The 17049-nt window shown below is 65.1% G+C and carries 16 protein-coding genes; 8 read left to right on the plus strand and 8 right to left on the minus strand.

Translation table 11 applies throughout. The features are described 5' to 3' along the window. Window positions 1-244: 244 nt before the first annotated feature. Genes AC51GT_RS10900 through AC51GT_RS10910 form a run of 3 tightly spaced genes read left to right on the plus strand, consistent with a single transcriptional unit; the run spans window position 245 to window position 2462 of the window. Window positions 245-778 carry a helix-turn-helix domain-containing protein gene (locus tag AC51GT_RS10900; RefSeq protein ID WP_496324511.1) on the plus strand — a complete coding sequence of 178 codons (534 nt, stop codon included), beginning with the start codon at window positions 245-247 and terminating at the stop codon, window positions 776-778. A gap of 29 nt (window positions 779-807) precedes the next feature. Next, window positions 808-1335, plus strand: a complete 528-nt coding sequence (locus tag AC51GT_RS10905; RefSeq protein WP_496324512.1) for a hypothetical protein — start codon at window positions 808-810, stop codon at window positions 1333-1335. After that, entirely contained in the window at window positions 1326-2462 is a 1137-nt protein-coding gene (locus tag AC51GT_RS10910; protein ID WP_496324513.1) for an MAB_1171c family putative transporter, read from the plus strand. The genes AC51GT_RS10905 and AC51GT_RS10910 overlap by 10 nt, the downstream gene beginning before the upstream one ends. Window positions 2463-2542: 80 nt before the next feature. Here the strand turns inward: AC51GT_RS10910 and AC51GT_RS10915 are convergent, their stop codons facing one another. The 6 genes from AC51GT_RS10915 to AC51GT_RS10940 all read right to left on the minus strand — a co-directional run bounded on the left by AC51GT_RS10915 (window position 2543) and on the right by AC51GT_RS10940 (window position 7278). Then, complete coding sequence (locus AC51GT_RS10915; RefSeq protein ID WP_496324514.1) at window positions 2543-3562, minus strand: zinc-dependent alcohol dehydrogenase family protein; 1020 nt, start codon at window positions 3560-3562, stop codon at window positions 2543-2545. Between the two features lie 178 nt (window positions 3563-3740). Continuing rightward, entirely contained in the window at window positions 3741-4502 is a 762-nt protein-coding gene (locus tag AC51GT_RS10920; protein WP_496324515.1) for an SDR family NAD(P)-dependent oxidoreductase, read from the minus strand. Between the two features lie 63 nt (window positions 4503-4565). Next, complete coding sequence (locus AC51GT_RS10925; protein WP_496324516.1) at window positions 4566-5294, minus strand: TMEM165/GDT1 family protein; 729 nt, start codon at window positions 5292-5294, stop codon at window positions 4566-4568. A gap of 183 nt (window positions 5295-5477) precedes the next feature. Beyond that, complete coding sequence (locus AC51GT_RS10930; RefSeq protein WP_496324517.1) at window positions 5478-6035, minus strand: peptidase; 558 nt, start codon at window positions 6033-6035, stop codon at window positions 5478-5480. A 274-nt stretch (window positions 6036-6309) separates the two neighbouring features. Further along, window positions 6310-6912, minus strand: a complete 603-nt coding sequence (locus AC51GT_RS10935) for a superoxide dismutase (RefSeq protein ID WP_496324518.1) — start codon at window positions 6910-6912, stop codon at window positions 6310-6312. A gap of 201 nt (window positions 6913-7113) precedes the next feature. After that, the gene (locus AC51GT_RS10940) at window positions 7114-7278 is read right to left on the minus strand and encodes a hypothetical protein (protein ID WP_496324519.1); all 165 of its coding nucleotides are present in this window, start codon (window positions 7276-7278) and stop codon (window positions 7114-7116) included. Window positions 7279-7449: 171 nt separating this feature from the next. Between AC51GT_RS10940 and AC51GT_RS10945 the strand changes: the two genes are divergently transcribed. The 5 genes from AC51GT_RS10945 (at window position 7450) to AC51GT_RS10965 (ending at window position 15639) form a co-directional block, all read left to right on the plus strand. Further along, window positions 7450-8610, plus strand: coding sequence for an iron-containing alcohol dehydrogenase (locus AC51GT_RS10945; protein ID WP_496324520.1), 1161 nt, complete (start codon window positions 7450-7452; stop codon window positions 8608-8610). A 124-nt stretch (window positions 8611-8734) separates the two neighbouring features. Then, complete coding sequence (locus AC51GT_RS10950; protein ID WP_496328759.1) at window positions 8735-10285, plus strand: DUF3375 domain-containing protein; 1551 nt, start codon at window positions 8735-8737, stop codon at window positions 10283-10285. After that, complete coding sequence (locus AC51GT_RS10955) at window positions 10282-11082, plus strand: DUF4194 domain-containing protein (protein WP_496324522.1); 801 nt, start codon at window positions 10282-10284, stop codon at window positions 11080-11082. Before AC51GT_RS10950 ends, AC51GT_RS10955 begins: the two co-directional genes overlap by 4 nt. Further along, the gene (locus AC51GT_RS10960) at window positions 11079-14543 is read left to right on the plus strand and encodes an ATP-binding protein (RefSeq protein ID WP_496328760.1); all 3465 of its coding nucleotides are present in this window, start codon (window positions 11079-11081) and stop codon (window positions 14541-14543) included. Before AC51GT_RS10955 ends, AC51GT_RS10960 begins: the two co-directional genes overlap by 4 nt. Before the next feature lie 13 nt (window positions 14544-14556). Next, window positions 14557-15639, plus strand: a complete 1083-nt coding sequence (locus AC51GT_RS10965) for a winged helix DNA-binding domain-containing protein (protein WP_496328761.1) — start codon at window positions 14557-14559, stop codon at window positions 15637-15639. 5 nt (window positions 15640-15644) lie between these two features. Here AC51GT_RS10965 and AC51GT_RS10970 read toward each other — a convergent pair whose 3' ends face one another. Both AC51GT_RS10970 and AC51GT_RS10975 read right to left on the minus strand, forming a co-directional pair. Beyond that, the gene (locus AC51GT_RS10970; RefSeq protein WP_496324525.1) at window positions 15645-16124 is read right to left on the minus strand and encodes a hypothetical protein; all 480 of its coding nucleotides are present in this window, start codon (window positions 16122-16124) and stop codon (window positions 15645-15647) included. Window positions 16125-16231: 107 nt separating this feature from the next. After that, window positions 16232-17041 carry a MerR family transcriptional regulator gene (locus AC51GT_RS10975; RefSeq protein WP_496328762.1) on the minus strand — a complete coding sequence of 270 codons (810 nt, stop codon included), beginning with the start codon at window positions 17039-17041 and terminating at the stop codon, window positions 16232-16234. Window positions 17042-17049 lie beyond the last annotated feature (8 nt).

Here is a 17049-nt window from a genome sequence, read left to right on the forward strand (position 1 = left end):
ATCAGCTATTGAAATTTTCGTCTGTACACGGTTTATTCAGGTGGGCAAGTCAGCGTCGACTCCGCCCGAACCGGAAAAATCATGCATCCCCCGGAGCGCCTGAGCGTGATCGGTAGCTAATTTGCAGTAAGCTACCATATGGCAAACAGGGCATACGGCGTAGTGAATTTTCCGAACTGCTAGCCGTTCGTGCTGCGGCGATCGGCCTCACAGAGGGACATCTTTGATGCGTGTGGAGCATGGAATGACTGACAATGTGGAACCGGTGGATCCCGAGACCACCACATTCGACCCGGGTCTGTTCGCCCGGCGACTCGAAGAGCTCTTCCGGACGGTACCCGGCCCCAACGGTCGCGCTTACAGCGCCAAGGCCATCGCCAACCGGTCCACCGAACTCGGTTTCCGTCTCGGGGAGTCGTACTTGAGCCAACTGCGGTCCGGTAAGGCGAAGTCGCCTTCCTTCCGCACGGTCGAGGGCATCTCGGCGGCGTTCGGGGTGGACGTTCACTACTTCCTCGAAGACCGCGCCGCCCAGCGCACCCGCGACCAGATCGACCTCATGCGCCTGCAGGCCGACACCAACGTGCAGCTGGCGGCGTTTCGTCTCGCCGGACTGTCGAGCGATTCGGTGACGGTCGTCAACGAGTTGATCAAGGTGCTTCGCGTTCAGCAGGGCCTTCCCGCGGATCCGCCGGATCTCCTGAAGTCGTCGGAACCCGAACTCGGCCACGGCCACTCCGGGCTGCGTGTCGTCGAGAAACACGAAGCAGCCGACTAGTTCGACCGGGGGCGGTACCGGACGGGGTGATGCGGTCCGAAAGAGCTCTGCGGACGCTGTGTCGCCGCGAGCTCGCCGATCTGTTGCTCGATCTGCCGCTCGATGCCGAACAACTGTGTCGGCTCTACGGCGAGAAGCGCGGACGGGCCATCAAGATCATTGCGCATCCTCTTCCGGCGGGGATGCCCAACGGCGTCTGGATGATGGCGCAGGACGCCGATTACTTTTTCTACCAGGCCAGCACCACGAAACTTCACCGGGATCAGATCGTCATCCACGAGTTCGGACATCTGATTGCAGGCCATCAGATCCTCGGTTCTGATCCCTCGACGCTTGCCGGCGGTGCCGGCGCGGCCGTCGGGGGAAACGAGCAGTCCGTACAGGATGCGCTGGGCCGGACCTGTTATTCCGATGAGCGTGAGTGGGAAGCCGAGATGTTGGCGACGATCATCAGGGAATGGGCGGTCAGGGCTGCGCAAGGTGTAGGCCGATCGGCCGGGCACGGGGGATTGCGTGGTATTCAGCGCGTCCTCGGGGGGCATTCGGGATGGTTGTAGGTCTGGTCAACGCTGCTGCGATGGTGCTCTTCGCCGTTGCACTGTGCTGGCGTCTCGAGCAGATCCGGCGAGAGCGTGCCGGGCTTCAACCGCTGGCCTTGACGGTGGCCGTCGCCGCGTTGACATTGGCATTTGTCGACACCAACACCCAGGTGCGGGCGTGGCTGGACACAATGCTGTTCACCGGGGCCGGCCGGCTGCTGTTCTACTGCCTGCTGGCCATCGGGGTCGCCGCCCTGGTGGTCGTCTTCTTCTTCGGGACCACCGAGAGCGGTCGCCGGCGTCGCGCCGGGATGGAAGCGGTGCCACTGGTCATCGCGATGATCGGGCTCAACGCCGCGATGCTGGCAACCCCGACCCCGGTGCGGACCAGGGACGTGTCGGACTGGACCGTGCAGCACATCGGTTTCGCGGTGTTCTTCGTCATCGCCGGCAGCTATCTCGTCTACGCGCTGGGCGCCTGCGTGGTGTCGATCGCGCGTTACGTGGGTCTGGCAGAAGGGTATCTGCGGCATTCGCTGATCACTCTGCTGACCGGGTTGACGATGGTCGGCGTCGGTTCGCTCATCCAGACATTGTTTGTGGTCGGCGCCGGGCTGGATCTGTTCAGCCTTCCGGTCCTACTGAAGGTCGCGGGCGTGATGTCATCGACCGGTGCGGTGTTGTTCCTGGTGGGGGTGTCTTATCCGATGGTGCGGGCGCGCTGGATGAAGATGCGTCATGACATCCGCCATCGAAGGCACCATCGAGAACTCGAAACCCTATGGGAATTGACCACTTCGGCGCTTCCCGAGGTGGTTTTGCCGCCACGAACCGGCCGCCGCGTCGAGGGTTCGATCAACCTGATGTACCAGCGTCGGGTCATCGAGATCCGGGACGCGGTTCTGCAACTCAGTCCGTACTTGCCGGAAGACTTCGACAGTCGGCCGATCGCGGAGCAGGCCGGCGCCATATATGCGGCCGTCGACACCTATCGGGAGGCCGGTGGTTCGTCCGGTGCGGTCCGTGAGGTGCTCGCCGGGGCCGCCGACGACCTCGACTCCGACGCCAGGCCGCTACGACGACTCTCGCGAGAGTTGGGTCGCGTGGCCCCCGGCACCACCCGGGCACGACACCGGGCGGCCTAGACCGGTGCGCGCCAAACGCGACTCCATCTGGTGAATGCGTTGCCGGACTTCGGGTTTCATTCGTCGCGGTCGAGTCCGCGTCAGACGGTCAGCAAGACCTTCGTGGCTCGGCGCTCACTCATGGCCCGGTAACCTTCGGCGGCCTGTTCGAGCGGCAAGGTGAGATCGAAGACCTTGCCGGGATCGATGGTGCGGTTCCAGATGAGGTCGATCAGGTCAGGTAGGAAGCGGCGTACCGGTGCCGGTCCGCCGTGCAGATGGATCTCGGCGAAGAACAGATCCAGTCCGGGGAGTTCGACGTCGTGGGAGACACCGACGTACCCGACATGGCCTCCGGGCCGGGTGGAACCGATGGCCTGCATCATCGATTGTTGTGTGCCCACTGCCTCGACGACGGAGTGCGCACCCAGACCGCCGGTGAGCTCCTTGATCTTGGCGACGCCGTCGTCCCCGCGCTCTTCGACGATGTCGGTGGCGCCGAACTCCCGGGCCAGGGCCTGGCGGTCGGCATGCCGGCTCATGGCGATGATCCGGTCGGCCCCGAGCTCTCTGGCGGCGAGCACCGCGAGCAGGCCGACGGCGCCGTCACCGACAACCGCGACGGTTTTACCCGGTCCGGCCTCGGCGGCCACGGCACCGAACCATCCGGTGCCCAGGACGTCGGAGGCCGCGAGCAGCGAGGGGATCAGATCCGGGTCGGGTTGACCGGGTGTGGCCACGAGTGTTCCGTCGGCAAGCGGGATACGGGCGTACTGGGCCTGGGTGCCGATCACGCCCATCGGGATTGCGTTCACGCACCGGGATTGGTAGCCGGCCCGGCAGATCTCGCAGGTGTTGTCCGAGGCGAAGAACGATCCGACGACGAAATCACCGACCGAGAGATCTTTCACGGCGTTGCCGATGTGGGTGACCGTACCGACGTACTCGTGTCCCATGGGCATGTGGTCGGCGGGGTCATCACCGCGGTAGGGCCACAGGTCCGATCCGCAGACGCAGGTCGCCGCGAGACGAATGATCGCGTCGGTCGGTTCGACGATCACCGGGTCCGGACGTTCTTCGACCTGTACGTCACCGGGCTGGTTCAGAATGACTCCACGCATCAGGTGTCTCCTCCATCGGGGGTGATACCTCCACACAACCAGCATCCGGTTGGCGAGGGGGAGTCCGGCGGGAAAAGGTGTGGCGACTTGTGATGGGTATTCGGGTGGCGGTCGGGCAAAACGCAAAAGCCGGGCCCTGTGAAGAGCCCGGCTTCTGCGATCGACCTGAGGTGGCCCGCTAGCGCGGAGCCATCCGCAGCGCGCCATCCATGCGGATGGTCTCGCCGTTGAGGTAGTCGTGGTCGACGATGAACGCGGCCAGCTTCGCGTAATCCTGGGGATCGCCCAGACGCTTCGGGAACGGGATGCCCGCTTCGAGGGTCTTCTTGAACTCCGGGGTGATGCCGTCGAGCATCGGGGTGTTGATGGTGCCGGGCGCGATAGTGCACACGCGCACACCGACCTGGGCGAGGTCGCGGGCCGCGGTGATGGTCATCGCGTGCACGCCGCCCTTGGAGGCGGTGTAGGCGATCTGACCGATCTGGCCTTCGAAGGCAGCCACGGACGCGGTGTTGATGATGACGCCGCGCTGGTCGTTCTCGTCGACCGGTTCCTGGCTCTGCATGCGGTTGGCGGCCAGTCGCATCACGTTGAACGTGCCGAGCAGGTTGATCTCGATGATCTTGCGGAAGAGTTCGAGCTCGTGTGGACCCTTCTTGGTCAGGATGCGGCTGGCCCAGCCGACACCGGCGCAATTCACGGCAACGCGCAGGGGGGCGCCGGAGGCTGCGATGGTGTCGAGGGCGGCCTCGACATCGGCTTCACTGGTGACGTCGGCGGCCAGGAGGGTTACACCCGGGGCCGGCTCGGCCTTGTCGATCGACGGCTGCAGATCCAGCCCGAAGACGATTGCGCCCGCGTCGGCGAAACGCTTGGCGGTGGCTGCGCCCAGACCTGAGGCTCCACCGGTGACCAATACTGCTGATCCTGAGATCTCCACGACTTGATGCCGTCCCTTCGATGAGTGTCCACGGGGAACGTCCTAGACCCCGCGTCATACACCCTAGTCAGCGACTTTCGCGGCAGCCCGGTCGGCTGCTCCCTCGAAGGTTCCGGCCGCCGCCGCGGCTTCCTCGCGGCGGGCCTTGATCAGCCAGACGCCGACCACCGTGATGATCGCGACCAGGCTCATCGTCGCAACGGTGATGCCGAGATCGTCGGCACTGATCAGTCCGTCGATGGTGAGCCACGCGGCGAAGACGAAGAAGAGGGTCGCCGCCCCCACGGCGATCGTCTTCTCCGGAAGACGACGACCGAGCATCGCGCCGACGCCGATGGCCAGCGCGTCGGCGGCGACCATGCCGATGGTCGAGCCGATCCACACCCCGAGCCAGTTGTTGTCGGTCGAGAGTGTGATCGTGGCAAGCATTGTCTTGTCGCCGAGTTCGGCGAGGAAGAACGACGCGATCACGGCGAACAGGACGGACTTGGTGACGCGGTCGGCCTTGACCGACTCGTCGTCGTCGAGGTTGTCGCCGCGGATGGTCCAGAAACCGAAGACCAGCATCGCCAGGCCGCCGACGATCGTGAGCAGATCGGAGGGGATGGACAGTCCGAGGAAGTGGCCCACGCCCACCGAGAACGCATGTACCAGGGTGGTCGCGATGGTGATGCCTGCGAGCACCACCCACCAGCGGTACTTCAGCGCATAGGTCATCGCCATCAGCTGTGACTTGTCGCCGAGCTCGGCCACGAAGATCACGCCGAAGCTGACCAGGAATGCGGTAATCACTCAGCCAACGTAAACGGCGTTCTCATAATTGCGCAACATATTGACCACCCGCATCCACGCAGGTGGGGTGCCCTTTCCGGAAAGTTAGGGTAACCGAAACTTAGGTTTCCCTAACCCCGTGAATCCCGGCACGGTCCTCCGTGTGGGTCCTGACGTGCGAGGACCCCCCGGAGAGCGAGCGGATCAGGCGGCGAGCAACATCGCCAGAACGGCGGTGTCGGGGTCGGTGGCCAGGTCCACGCCGATCTGATTTCGCATCGTGACGACTGTGCCGTCTGCCTCTGCCTCGGCCCACCCGGCGCGATGGTCGAGACCGAGTTCAGGGAGCCCTGGAAGCAGTACGCAGCCCGACGCGACATCGGAACACTCTGGCAGGGACGGCCTGGTCTCCGAAGGTGGATGCAGCATCAGCAGTGCCGGTGGCGGAGTCGTGAAGTGGCCGGATTCGGCGAAGCTGTTGTCGAAGACACTGCCCACCGCCAGCATCAGACCGACCGTGTCCGGATCGCAGGCTTCGGGCCGATCTTCGATGACGCTGAAAACTGTGGTGGTCCGCAGGAATCCCGGTCGGCACGCGATGCGGACCGAAGCGACCAGCGTCTGTGTCCATTCCAGGGTGGTATCCGGCCAGCGGCCGGAGATCAGGATGCCGCGCAGCTCACCCTCCTGGTGAAAGGGCGTCAGGCCGATCGGTTTGAGTCCGGACCGCGGTGTGTGGTGTCCGGTGGCGTCCTCGTTCATGGTGACCTCCTGTTGCCGGAAGTGAATGTCACTGCTGTGGGTCGCCTTTGACCGCGTCGCGGCGTGGCCGCGGGTGTTGCGAAGCTGTCTGTTTTGCGGGGCTGTATCGGAAGCATGCCCGGTAAACGGTTGGCACACAAGCCGACTCGACTGCCAAACGGGCGGGTGGACCCGAGGTTTCGGCCCCCGAACGCCAAACGGCGACCATCCCCCGGCTCGGGGAGGTCGCCGTTCGAGTAGAACTGCAGTGCAGTTGCCTGCCGCAGCTACGAGATCAAGCAGTCGCCTTGGCGAAACGCTCGGCGGCGTCGGCCCAGTTGACGATGTTCCACCAAGCCTTGATGTATTCGGGCTTGACGTTCTGGTAATCCAGGTAGAAGGCGTGCTCCCACATGTCGAGCAGCACGATGGGGGTCTGGTTCGGCGGGATGTTGCCGCTCTGATCGGTGAGCTGCAGGATCACGAGCTGGCCGATGACCGCGTCGTACGCCAGCATGGCCCAACCGCTGCCCTGCAGGGTGGCCGCGGCGGCGGTGAAGTGGGCGCGGAACTTGTCGAAGCTGCCGAACTGATCGTCGATGGCCGCGGCCAGCTCGCCTTCGGGCTTGTCTCCACCGTTGGGCGACAGGTTCTTCCAGAAGATGGAGTGGTTGGTGTGGCCACCGAGGTGGAAGGCCAGCGTCTTGCTCAGGCCTGCGACCTTGTCTGCGATTGTGCCGTCTTCGCGTGCCTCGGCCAGTTTGCCGAGCGTGGCATTGAGACCGGCAACGTAGGTGGCATGGTGCTTGCTGTGATGCAGCTCCATGATCCTGCCGGAGATGTGCGGCTCGAGAGCCGCGTAGTCGTAGTCGAGTTCCGGCAAGGTGTAGTCAGACACGATGTTCCTCTCACTATCTGGGGACCGGTCGTCCCCGCTTGGTAGTCGGCGCGCCGGGTATTTGAGGGCTTACCCAATTGAACGCAGTTCTACCCTTCCGTAGGCGGTTGGGATGTGCAATACCGCACGACGAATGCACCTCAAGCCCAGTTGAGGTTTGAGGTGTCCGATTGCGGGGGCCTACGAAGCGTGGACCACCTGTTATGCGAAAAAGATCAGGACCAGGAGCAGCGCCAGCAGGCCGACAATGCTGATGCCGGTGGTGATACACCGAGTCGCGATATTGATCGGCTCGGATCCCGGCCATGCAGGTCTGCGACGCTCGAATCGTCGGGCGCCGGCGCCAGAGCCGGTCGAGGATGCCACCCGATCTCCTGCCTGCAGCAATCAGCGTTTTCGACCCGAAGTGACTGGGGTCACAGGGGCTTGGTGTCGCACAGCTAAACACGTCTGCCAACGGGACTCAACCCGAACCGGAAATTCGGCACCCATGTTGTTACCGCGACCCCCGATCGAAGGGGTGGTTAGGATTGCCCGATGATCAGCTCCATCGCACTGCCGCGAGAGATCCGCATCGGAGCCGGGGCGATCGATCAGCTGGCCGATGTGGTCAGCGGTCTCGGGGCCCGTCGACCCCTACTCATCACCGACACCTTCCTGTCCTCGCAGGGTGCGCCCGAACGAGTGGTGCGCGCGCTGGTGGCCGCCGGTCTGGACGCCGACTATTTCGACGGAACCGTTCCCGACCCGACCACGGCGTCGCTGCAGTCCGGGCTGCGGGCGGTCCGCGACCACGGCGCCGACCTGCTGATCGGTTTCGGTGGCGGCAGTCCGATGGACACGGCGAAGGCGCTGGCGCTGCTCGCGGTCCGCGACGGAACGATGCGCGACTACAAGGCGCCGCTGCGCAACGACGCGCCGGGACTTCCGGTGGTGGCCGTGCCGACCACCGCGGGGAGCGGTTCCGAGGCCACCCAGTTCACGATCATCACCGACAGCGAGAGCGACGAGAAGATGCTCTGCATCGGGCGCGCGTTCCTGCCCGTGGCGGCGATCGTCGACTACGAGCTGACGCTGTCGATGCCGGCCCGGCTCACCGCCGACACCGGGATCGATGCGCTCACCCATGCGGTGGAGGCGTACGTCAGCCGGAAGAACAACCCGTTCTCCGACGACTTCTGCCTGCGTGCGATCGCGGCGATCGGCGCGAACCTGCGCCGGGTGTATGCCGACGGTTCGGACCGGGACGCCCGTTCGGCGATGATGCAGGCGGCACTGCACGCCGGGATCGCGTTCTCGAACTCGTCGGTGGCACTGGTCCACGGCATGAGCCGGCCGATCGGTGCGCACTTCCACCTCGCGCATGGTCTGTCCAACGCCATGTTGTTCCCCGCCGTGACCAGATTCTCACTGGACCGCGCCACCGAGCGTTACGCGGACTGCGCGCGGGCATTGGGCTGTGCCGCGGCGACCGACTCCGACGAACGCGCGGCGGGCCTGCTGGTCGACGAGCTCACCCGGCTGTCCGTCGAGCTGGCGGTCCCGACGCCGCAGCTCAGCGGGATCACGCGGGAGCGGTGGGACGAGCTGATCCCGCTGATGGCCCGCCAGGCGATCGAATCGGGCTCGCCGGGCAACAACCCGCGGATACCGTCGGCCGACGAGATCGAAAAGATCTACGCGGAGATCTACAGCTGATACGCGAGGTCTTGGACGCCGCGAAGCGGCAACTATCATCGCCTGCGGGCAACCTGCGAGGGCGCTCGCGCGTCCAAACCTGGACGACCCGGACATATGACGTGAAAAGAACCGAGGGGGACACATGGCACGGCCGACTGCCGCGCAACTGTATGCCGCCTACGGTGACAATGCCGACAGCGACGTCACGCTACGGCTCCTGCGTTCCCGCAACGCGGTGCCGTACCTGGCGATCATGGCGGCGCGCCTGGCCGATGGACAGGTCGACGGCGACCATCTCGCGGCGGGTATCGAGAAAGACCTCGACGACCTGGCCGGGCACTGGACCGATCGTGGCTGGGAACTGCCCACGGCCGAAGATCTCCTCGACCGCTGGGTGCGGGCCGGATATCTGGCGCGCACACTCCAGAACAATTCCGCGATCGAGCGTTACCAACTGACCCGCGGCGCCACCCAGGCCATCGCGCAGGTGCAGGCAGTTCGGCAGAACCGCACGGTGGCCACCGAGACGGTGCTCGAACTCGTGATGTCGCGGTTGTCCAACATCGCGGTGTCGATCGATCCCGACCCGGGCGAGCACATCCGCGACATCGATCGTAAGATCACCGAATTGTCCAGGCGTCGTGAGGAATTGGCTGCCGGTGCGGTGCCGGTCGTGGATACCCGCCGGGTGCTCGACGACATCCGGATGGTCAGTTCGCTCGCCGAGCGCATGCCGGCCGACATCATCGGGTACGGCGAGAAGATGCGCGAGAACTCGCGGGCCCTGTTGACCACGGGCATCGATGCTGAGCAAGGATCGCATGCCGATGTGCTCAACCGGATGTTCGACGGGCATGACGCGCTGGCCGACTCCGACGAGGGCAAGGCCTTCGACACCTTCTACACACTGATCGCCGATCACCGCCTGCGGGAGGATCTGGAGTCGAGCATCGCGCGGATCGCCACCGGGCTGCCGAATCTGCCGCCCGATCTCCTCGACACCCTGACCGGCTTCATCGACCGGATGTGGGATGAGGTCCAGGTTGTCGACGAGGTCCGCGGGCAGGTCTATCGACGGATCAACACCTTCGTCAAGGACGGCGACTTCCTGCACTACCGCGCGTTGCGTGCCCAGATCGCCGATGCCCAGCGGGCCGCCCTGGCCGCCTTCGTCGAGGCCGGCCCGGGCCGGGACATGGGGATCGAGGTCCCGATGAGTGCTGCGTTCACCAATTCCGTTGGCGCACTGGTGTTCCACGACGGGATCGTCGATTCGCCGGGTGCGGTGGCCGACACGGCGGGCGAGATCAGTATCAACCCCGTGGACCTGGTGGGTGTGGAGTCGATCGACTGGCATTCGCTGACCGATGCGGTCAACGGGGCACTCGATGGTGGTCCGGCCGGAATCGACGAGGTGCTGGCCCGGTTGCCGAAAGCCCGGACCGGTGACGTCGTCGGCATCTGGTCGCTGGCTCAGCGCCATGGTGCCACCGACAACGACAGTACCGTGACCGTGCTCGCCCACACTGCTCGCGGCCTGCGTGAAATCCACTTGTCCGCAGTGCATTTCACCAGTGCTCTACCCGACCCGATCACGGCGTTGCCGCATGAGGTGATGCACTTGCTCGATGAACCAGACGCCGAAGCCGTCCCCGGTGCATCCGCCCCCAGTTCTACCAGGAGAGGTCGATGACCACATCGGAAGATCAAGTCCCCGAACAGGCGGACGCAGTACCAACTCCGGCGCAGCAAGACGGCGATGACCTGTTCGTCGACACGCCCGGGGCTTTCGACGCGCCGCCGGTCGACCTGTCCCACTTCGCATTCGACGGATCGGTGCCGGTCGGGAGCATCAGCGAGGCGCGGGTCGACGCACGCTTCGAGGGTGACACCTCGGCGCTGCCCGCACCGGTCTGCTACGCCCTGCAGGAACTTGTTGCCGCAGCACATGTCTCGGTTCGATCGCGCAACTGGAAGACGATCGAGATCCACGAGGAGATCATCCGGTCGAGGCTGTCGGAACTGAACCTGCAGCTCGAGATCAACCGGGAACACAAGTACGCGTTCACCAAGCAGGTCTCGGAGAACGATCCGAGGCAGCGCAACATTCTGCGGGCGCAGACGCTGACGCTGGCGGCGTCGGTGCTGGCCCTGTTCCTGCGCCAGAAGTACCTGACCAGTGCCGATGAGTCGGTGGTGGTCGAACGCGGCGAGATCATCGACCACATGCTCACCTACAAGCCGGTATCGGACACGGATGAGGCGGGCTTCGTCAAACGTATCGACGCCGCGATCAATCAACTCGAGTCCCGCAAGATCATCCGGGCACTTCCGGGCACCGACCGCTACGTGGTGCTGGGGGTGATCGCCTCCCTGCTCGGGCCCGAGCAGGTGGCTGCCTACACGGAGGCGTACCGACGCCTGGCCGGTGACTACGAGGAGGCCGGTACCGACCTGGCCGAACTCGATGACCAGGAGCGCACATCATGACCGAGATCCTGGAGCAAGACAAAGCCGCAGTCGGAGCTCGCCCGGTTGAACGCGAGGAGGCCGGAAACAAGACCCGGCCGACCGAACTGGCCGGCAAGCGCACGATCAACATCGGGCAATTCCGTTTGACCAGAATTCAGATGGTCAACTGGGGCACCTTCGACGGATACAAGGACTATCCGATCGACGAGCGCGGCGTGATGCTCACCGGGCCGTCCGGGTCGGGTAAGTCGTCGATGATGGACGGTCACTCGGTGGTCCTGCTACCGACCTATGATCAGGTCTTCAACGCCTCGGCCGACCTCACCGCCAAGGGAGCCAAGAAGGCTGCCCGTTCGATGGCCGACTACGTGCGGGGCGCATGGGCCGAGAACGACGACCGTTACAACCAGTCGCAGGTGCAGTACCTGCGGGCCGACGGTGCCACCTGGTCGGCGATCGCGGCCACCTACGACAACGGTGCCGGGTCGGCGACCACGGCGGTCGCGATCAAGTGGTTCCCCGGTTCGGGGACCGACGGCAGTTCGCTGCGATCCTGGTACCAGCTGCACGACGGGCACTGGGATCTTTTGTCGCTCAACGCCTGGGCCCAGAGCGGCTTCGACATCAGGCGGTTCCGGACCAACAATCCGACGGTCGAGTGTTTCGATGTGCAGAGCGCCTACCAGGAGGCGTTGCGCCGGCGGGTGGGCATCGGCCAGTCGTCGGCCGCGTTGTCGCTGATGGGCAAGGCCAAGGCGATGAAGAACGTCGGTGACCTCAACCTGTTCATCCGGACCTACATGCTCGACCGCCCGGAGACGTACGCGAAGGCCGAGCGGTTGGTGGAGAACTTCACCCAACTCGACGAGGCCTATCAGGCCGCCGCGCGCGCGAATGCGCAGGAACAGGTGTTGCGACCGATCCCGGAGGCGTGGAAAACCTATTGCAGCGCAGAGGAATCCACCACCAGGGCCGGAACGCTGCTGGGTCCGCCGATGCGTGGCTTCATGCGCGAACATCGGATGACGTTGCTACAGGAGCGACTCGATCGCATCGACGCCGACCGGTTGCGCCTGGACAACGAGGTCGCCAATTGGGAGAACCTGGCCGACGAACGCGAAGAGCGCCACGGGTCCCTGCGTGATCAGCTGATGTCCGAAAAGGGTGAGCTGACCACCCTGGAATCAGAATTGAAGTCGTTCGAGCAGCAGGTGACGGCACGTAACCGGGCCTATGAGCGCTACTCCGCGTTGGTCGGCGGACTCGGCGAACAAACACCGGAGACCCAGGACGAGTTCGCGGCCCTGAGGTTGCGCGCACCGGAGATCGCCCGGGCAGCAAGGGAATCGGCGGATCGCCTCGCGACGTCGGCCCACTCGTTCTTTGCCGCCGAGACCGATGCGCGCCGTGCATACGAGGGTGCGGTCGAAGAGCTGTCGAGCCTCAACACCCGTCGGTCGCTGCTGCCCCGTGAGGTACTCGGGCAACGCGACGGGATCGCGCAGGCCACCGGTGTGCCGGCCGACGAGCTGCCGTTCGCCGCCGAGCTGATCGATGTGGACCCCGACGAGAAGGAACGTTGGGCCGGTGCCGCCGAACGGGTGCTCCGTGGCCTGGGTATGACGATGCTCGTCCCGGAGACCCACCGGCGCACCATCGGTGATTTCGTCAACCGGACAAACCTCGGTGGTGTCCTCGAATACCGTGTCTACCAAGAGAATGCGCCGGCGCCGAGCGTCCCGGTCCCGGGATCACTCGCGGAGAAGCTCCTCGTCGACCAGCGCCACCCCGCCGGGGCATGGCTGGCGAACGTGGTGGCGCACAGCGCCGAACACATCTGCGTCGAGCTGCCTGCGCAACTCGAGAACCACCCGTTGGCGGTGACACCGCAGGGCCTGGTGAAGTCCGGTCGTGATCGCTTCCGCAAGGACGACCGCCGGTCCGTGTCGGACCGTACCCAGTGGATCCTAGGGTCGAACACCGACGGCAAAAGAGCCGCCCTCGAAGAGTCCCGGGATCATCTCGAAGCGGTGTACCGGGAGGCCCGGCAGGCCGCGCAGGACAAGCGAGATCTGTTGGAGCAGAACCGGGAACGCGCGAAGAACGCCGACGCGCTGGCCGGGTACGCCTCGTGGGCCGAGCTCAACTGGTGGTCGTCCCGCCGCGATGCCGACGAGCTGAACGCCCGGATCGATCGCGTGCGCGAGAACCGGGTCGACCTCGCCGAACTCGAAGAGCAGGTGGAGATCGCCCGCGCCGACTGGCGTGAGGCGGTGGCGCGCGTGGGTGCCCTCGGTGATCAGCTGGGCCACATCGGATCTGACTGGGACCGTTGGTTCGCCGAGTTCGAGCAGGTCAAGGCCGAGAACTTCAAGATCGACGACGACGACCGCGAGTACCTTGCGGGCGTGCTCGCCGAGACCTTGGCCGCCGGCGGCAAGACGCTGACCCTGGACAACTACGGCGAGGTGCGTTCGGATCTACGCAATGCACTCGAAGCGATTGTCGGCAAGGCGAATGCCGAGCGCGATGGCGCGGAGAACAAGGTCGTGCGGGCGGCGGAGGCCTTCTTGCGGGAATGGCCCGAGGCGTCGGCGAACCTCAGTGCCACCGTCGAGTTCGCCCCCGATCTGGTGTCCATCCACACCAGCCTGGTCGAGCACGGTCTGGCTTCCACGCAACAACGATTCCGGCAGCTGATCACCACTGATATCAGCCATTCGGTCTCGAATCTGTACAAGGAGATCGCCGACACCAACAAGCGCATCACCCGCGGTATCGCCGAGGTCAACCTCGGACTGCGCCGCGTGGACTTCAACGAGGGCACGTATCTGCAGATCGCGCAGCTGCACAATCCGACTGATGAGTCCCGGGAGTTCGCCAAGATCGTCGATGCGATGATCCGTGATGCCCCCGCCGCCAAGGGCGGCGACGGAGCGGTGCTGGCGCGGCAGTTCTATCGGATCCGCGATCTGGTGGCCCGGCTCACCGGGACCGATGCCGAGAGCCGTCGCTGGTGTGACAACGTCCTCGACGTCCGCAACAGTTACACGTTCTACGGCAAGGAGCTCGCGGCCGGTGCGCCCGCGGACGATCCACCGGTGCACACCTACCGCAACACCGCATCGAACTCCGGTGGCGAGCAGGAGAAGCTGGTGGCGTTCTGTCTGGCCGCGGCGCTGAGCTTTTCGCTCTCGCACGGGGAGGACCACAGGCCCGGCTTCGCGCCGTTGATGCTCGATGAGGCGTTCAGCAAGTCCGACGAGACCTTCAGCTCGCAGTCGTTGCGGGCGTTCGAACAATTCGGATTCCAGCTGATCATCGCCGCCCCGATCCGGATGGTCGGTATCGTCGAACCCTTCATCGGCCAGGTCATCCTGGTGGACAAGCAGGTCGGTGAGACCGGGGCTCGCTCCGATGCCCGGGCCGCCACATTCGGCGAGTTGGCCGACGCGCGGACCTCGGGTGGTCGTAAATAGAAACGGGTGAGCCATGACCGGGCCGATCAGCTTGCGGCAATGGAACCGGACGCTGTTGCAGCGGCAGCACCTCCTCGAACGGGTTGATGAGGACGTGCTCGACGTCCTCGATCGCTGCGTGGGATTGCAATCCCAGGACCCGAAGGTGGCGTTTTACGGATTGTCGTCCCGGATGGCCGATTTCGACCCGGCGGACCTCGATGAGCTGATGACCGGTCGCGAGGTGGTGCGGATGGCATTGCTGCGCAGCACCGTGTTCCTGATGGACGCCGAAGACGCCCGGTGGGTGCGACCCCTCGCTCAGGCGAGCATGGACCGGGAGATGCGGAACAACCACGTCAAGCATCTGGCCGGCGCCGATCCCGACGACGTGGCCCGGTACGGCCGTGAGTTGCTCAGCGGCACAGAGCTTTCGGCGAAAGATCTCACCGCCGCCCTGGCGCAGCGTTGGCCGGAAGCCGTTGCGGCGTCTTTGGCAACCGTGGTCCGCTGCTTGGTCCCGCTGGTCCAGGTACCGCCGCGGGGGACGTGGGCGGGTTCGGCGACGACCACCTACCGCCTCTACGACGACTGGTGTGGACCGGGCGAGTCGGCGGTGACCGGGGACGAGGCGGTCAAAGACCTCATCCGGCTGTATCTGCGCGGCTTCGGCCCCGCCACGATCAAGGGGATTCAGAGCTGGGCGGGCATGACGCGACTACGTTCCGTCGTCGAGGCGATGGAAGCCGACTGGGAGCTGGACAAGGTGACCGGCCCGGACGGCGAGGAACTGTTCGACCTCGCAGGCATGGGCCTTGCCGACGAAACACTGCCCGCACCGGCTCGTTTGGTGGCGCCCTTCGACAACATCGTCGTCGCGCAGGGCACCGATCGCCGGCGGGTGGTTGATGACGACGTGTTCCAGAAGCTGGTCACCCCCAATGGAAGGTCGCCGGGATTCGTGCTGGTCGATGGCCGCGTGGCCGGGACCTGGAAGCCGGTGAAAGACGGCAAGAAGACCACCGTCGACATCGAGTACCTGGTCAGGGTGCCCGCGTCGGAGAAACGCGGTGTGGAGTCGGAACGCGAACGCCTCACCGCGTTCTGCAACGCCTGACTGCGCTACCGGACCTGCATGGTTCCCGAGCACGACGTCGTGGGGATGGCCCACAGGGCGTTGCTGTTGACTGCGGAGAAGGTGAAGTCGATGGTGCCCGCGCCGGTGTTGAGATCGAAGCGGGGGCCTCCGCCGAAGCCATCGATGCGGTCGTGGTCGAAGGCGGTCCCGGCGCGCCCGGTGCTGCGGTTCCGCCAGTCCAGGCGGCCCGCCGAGTCATAGCCGCCATTGCGGATGAGGGCTCCCCACGGGGTAGAGACGTCCTGCACGGCGGCGTCCACTCGCCCGGGACCTTTCTCGGTTACGAAAAGCCGCGCGGGACTGAAGGGCTGATCGATGATGTAGGGGCTCAGACCCCAACAGCGGGTCATCGGGACAACAGTCTCCGCGGAGGCCTGTCCGGCACCGATGGTGCCGATTCCGATCGTGGTGGCAAGTGCGAACAAGGCCGCAGCGGCATTGCGCCGGATGTTGTGGTGAGCCATGGTGCCTGTCTCCTATGTGTCGAGGTGAAGCCCGGTTGAGCTCGAAACGTGCGTGAATGTTCGGTGTATCGCCGGTCCCGCCGAAACTGTTTCGGCCGGACCGACATTCATTCACCTGAATGACCGGTGCGTGGCGATGCATCGGTGTTTAGTCGGTCGGCCGGGACGCGTTCCATCCGGGTCCAGCCCTTCAACCCACGCGCCTCCAGCGCCGCCAGGAGCCCCTTCACGGCCGGCGCGGCTTCGAATGTGGTCGCGTCCAGCAACTTGATGAGTGGATCGTCCAGGCCCTCGAAGTCGGCCTCGCCGGCTTCCTCCGCCAGTGTCATCTGTCGCTCGATGATGTCGGCGACCTCGTCGATCCGTGGATCGTCGGCAGGCCAGTCGAATGCACCGTTCAGCAGGCTGTAGAGGCGGATCACGTCGGGGTGGTCCAACTGTTTGTGCTTCCCGGCGATGACGCCGTCGATCTGGTCCGGTACCTGGGCGGCGATCATGATCCAGGCATCTCGCTCCATCTCGATGTAGCGCTCCTCGACACCGAGGCCGCGTAACCGGTCGAGATAGTCCACGACGCTCTGCGGCAGCGCCAGGTGTTCGCCGGCAGCGAGTCTGGTGAGCCGCTTGCGGGTCTCTTGCAACCGGCGGATCTCGGCGCGCAGCTTTGTGTCGATCTCCCCGAGACCCGCTGCGAACTCCGCCGAGTCGGCGTCGAGCAGTTCTTCCACGCGGGCCAGCGGTACACCGGCATCGGCCAGCGTGTGGATCCGGATCAGTGTCACAACAGCTTCGGCGTCGTAGGTCCGGTATCCGGAGCGGTCGCGCTCGGGTTCCGGTAGCAGCCCGATCTTGTGGTAGTGCCGGATAGCCCGCACCGATACGCCCGCGTACGTCGCCAACTGGCTGATGGTGACCATGGTTCTCA

This window comes from Williamsia sp. z34 (assembly GCF_059553395.1).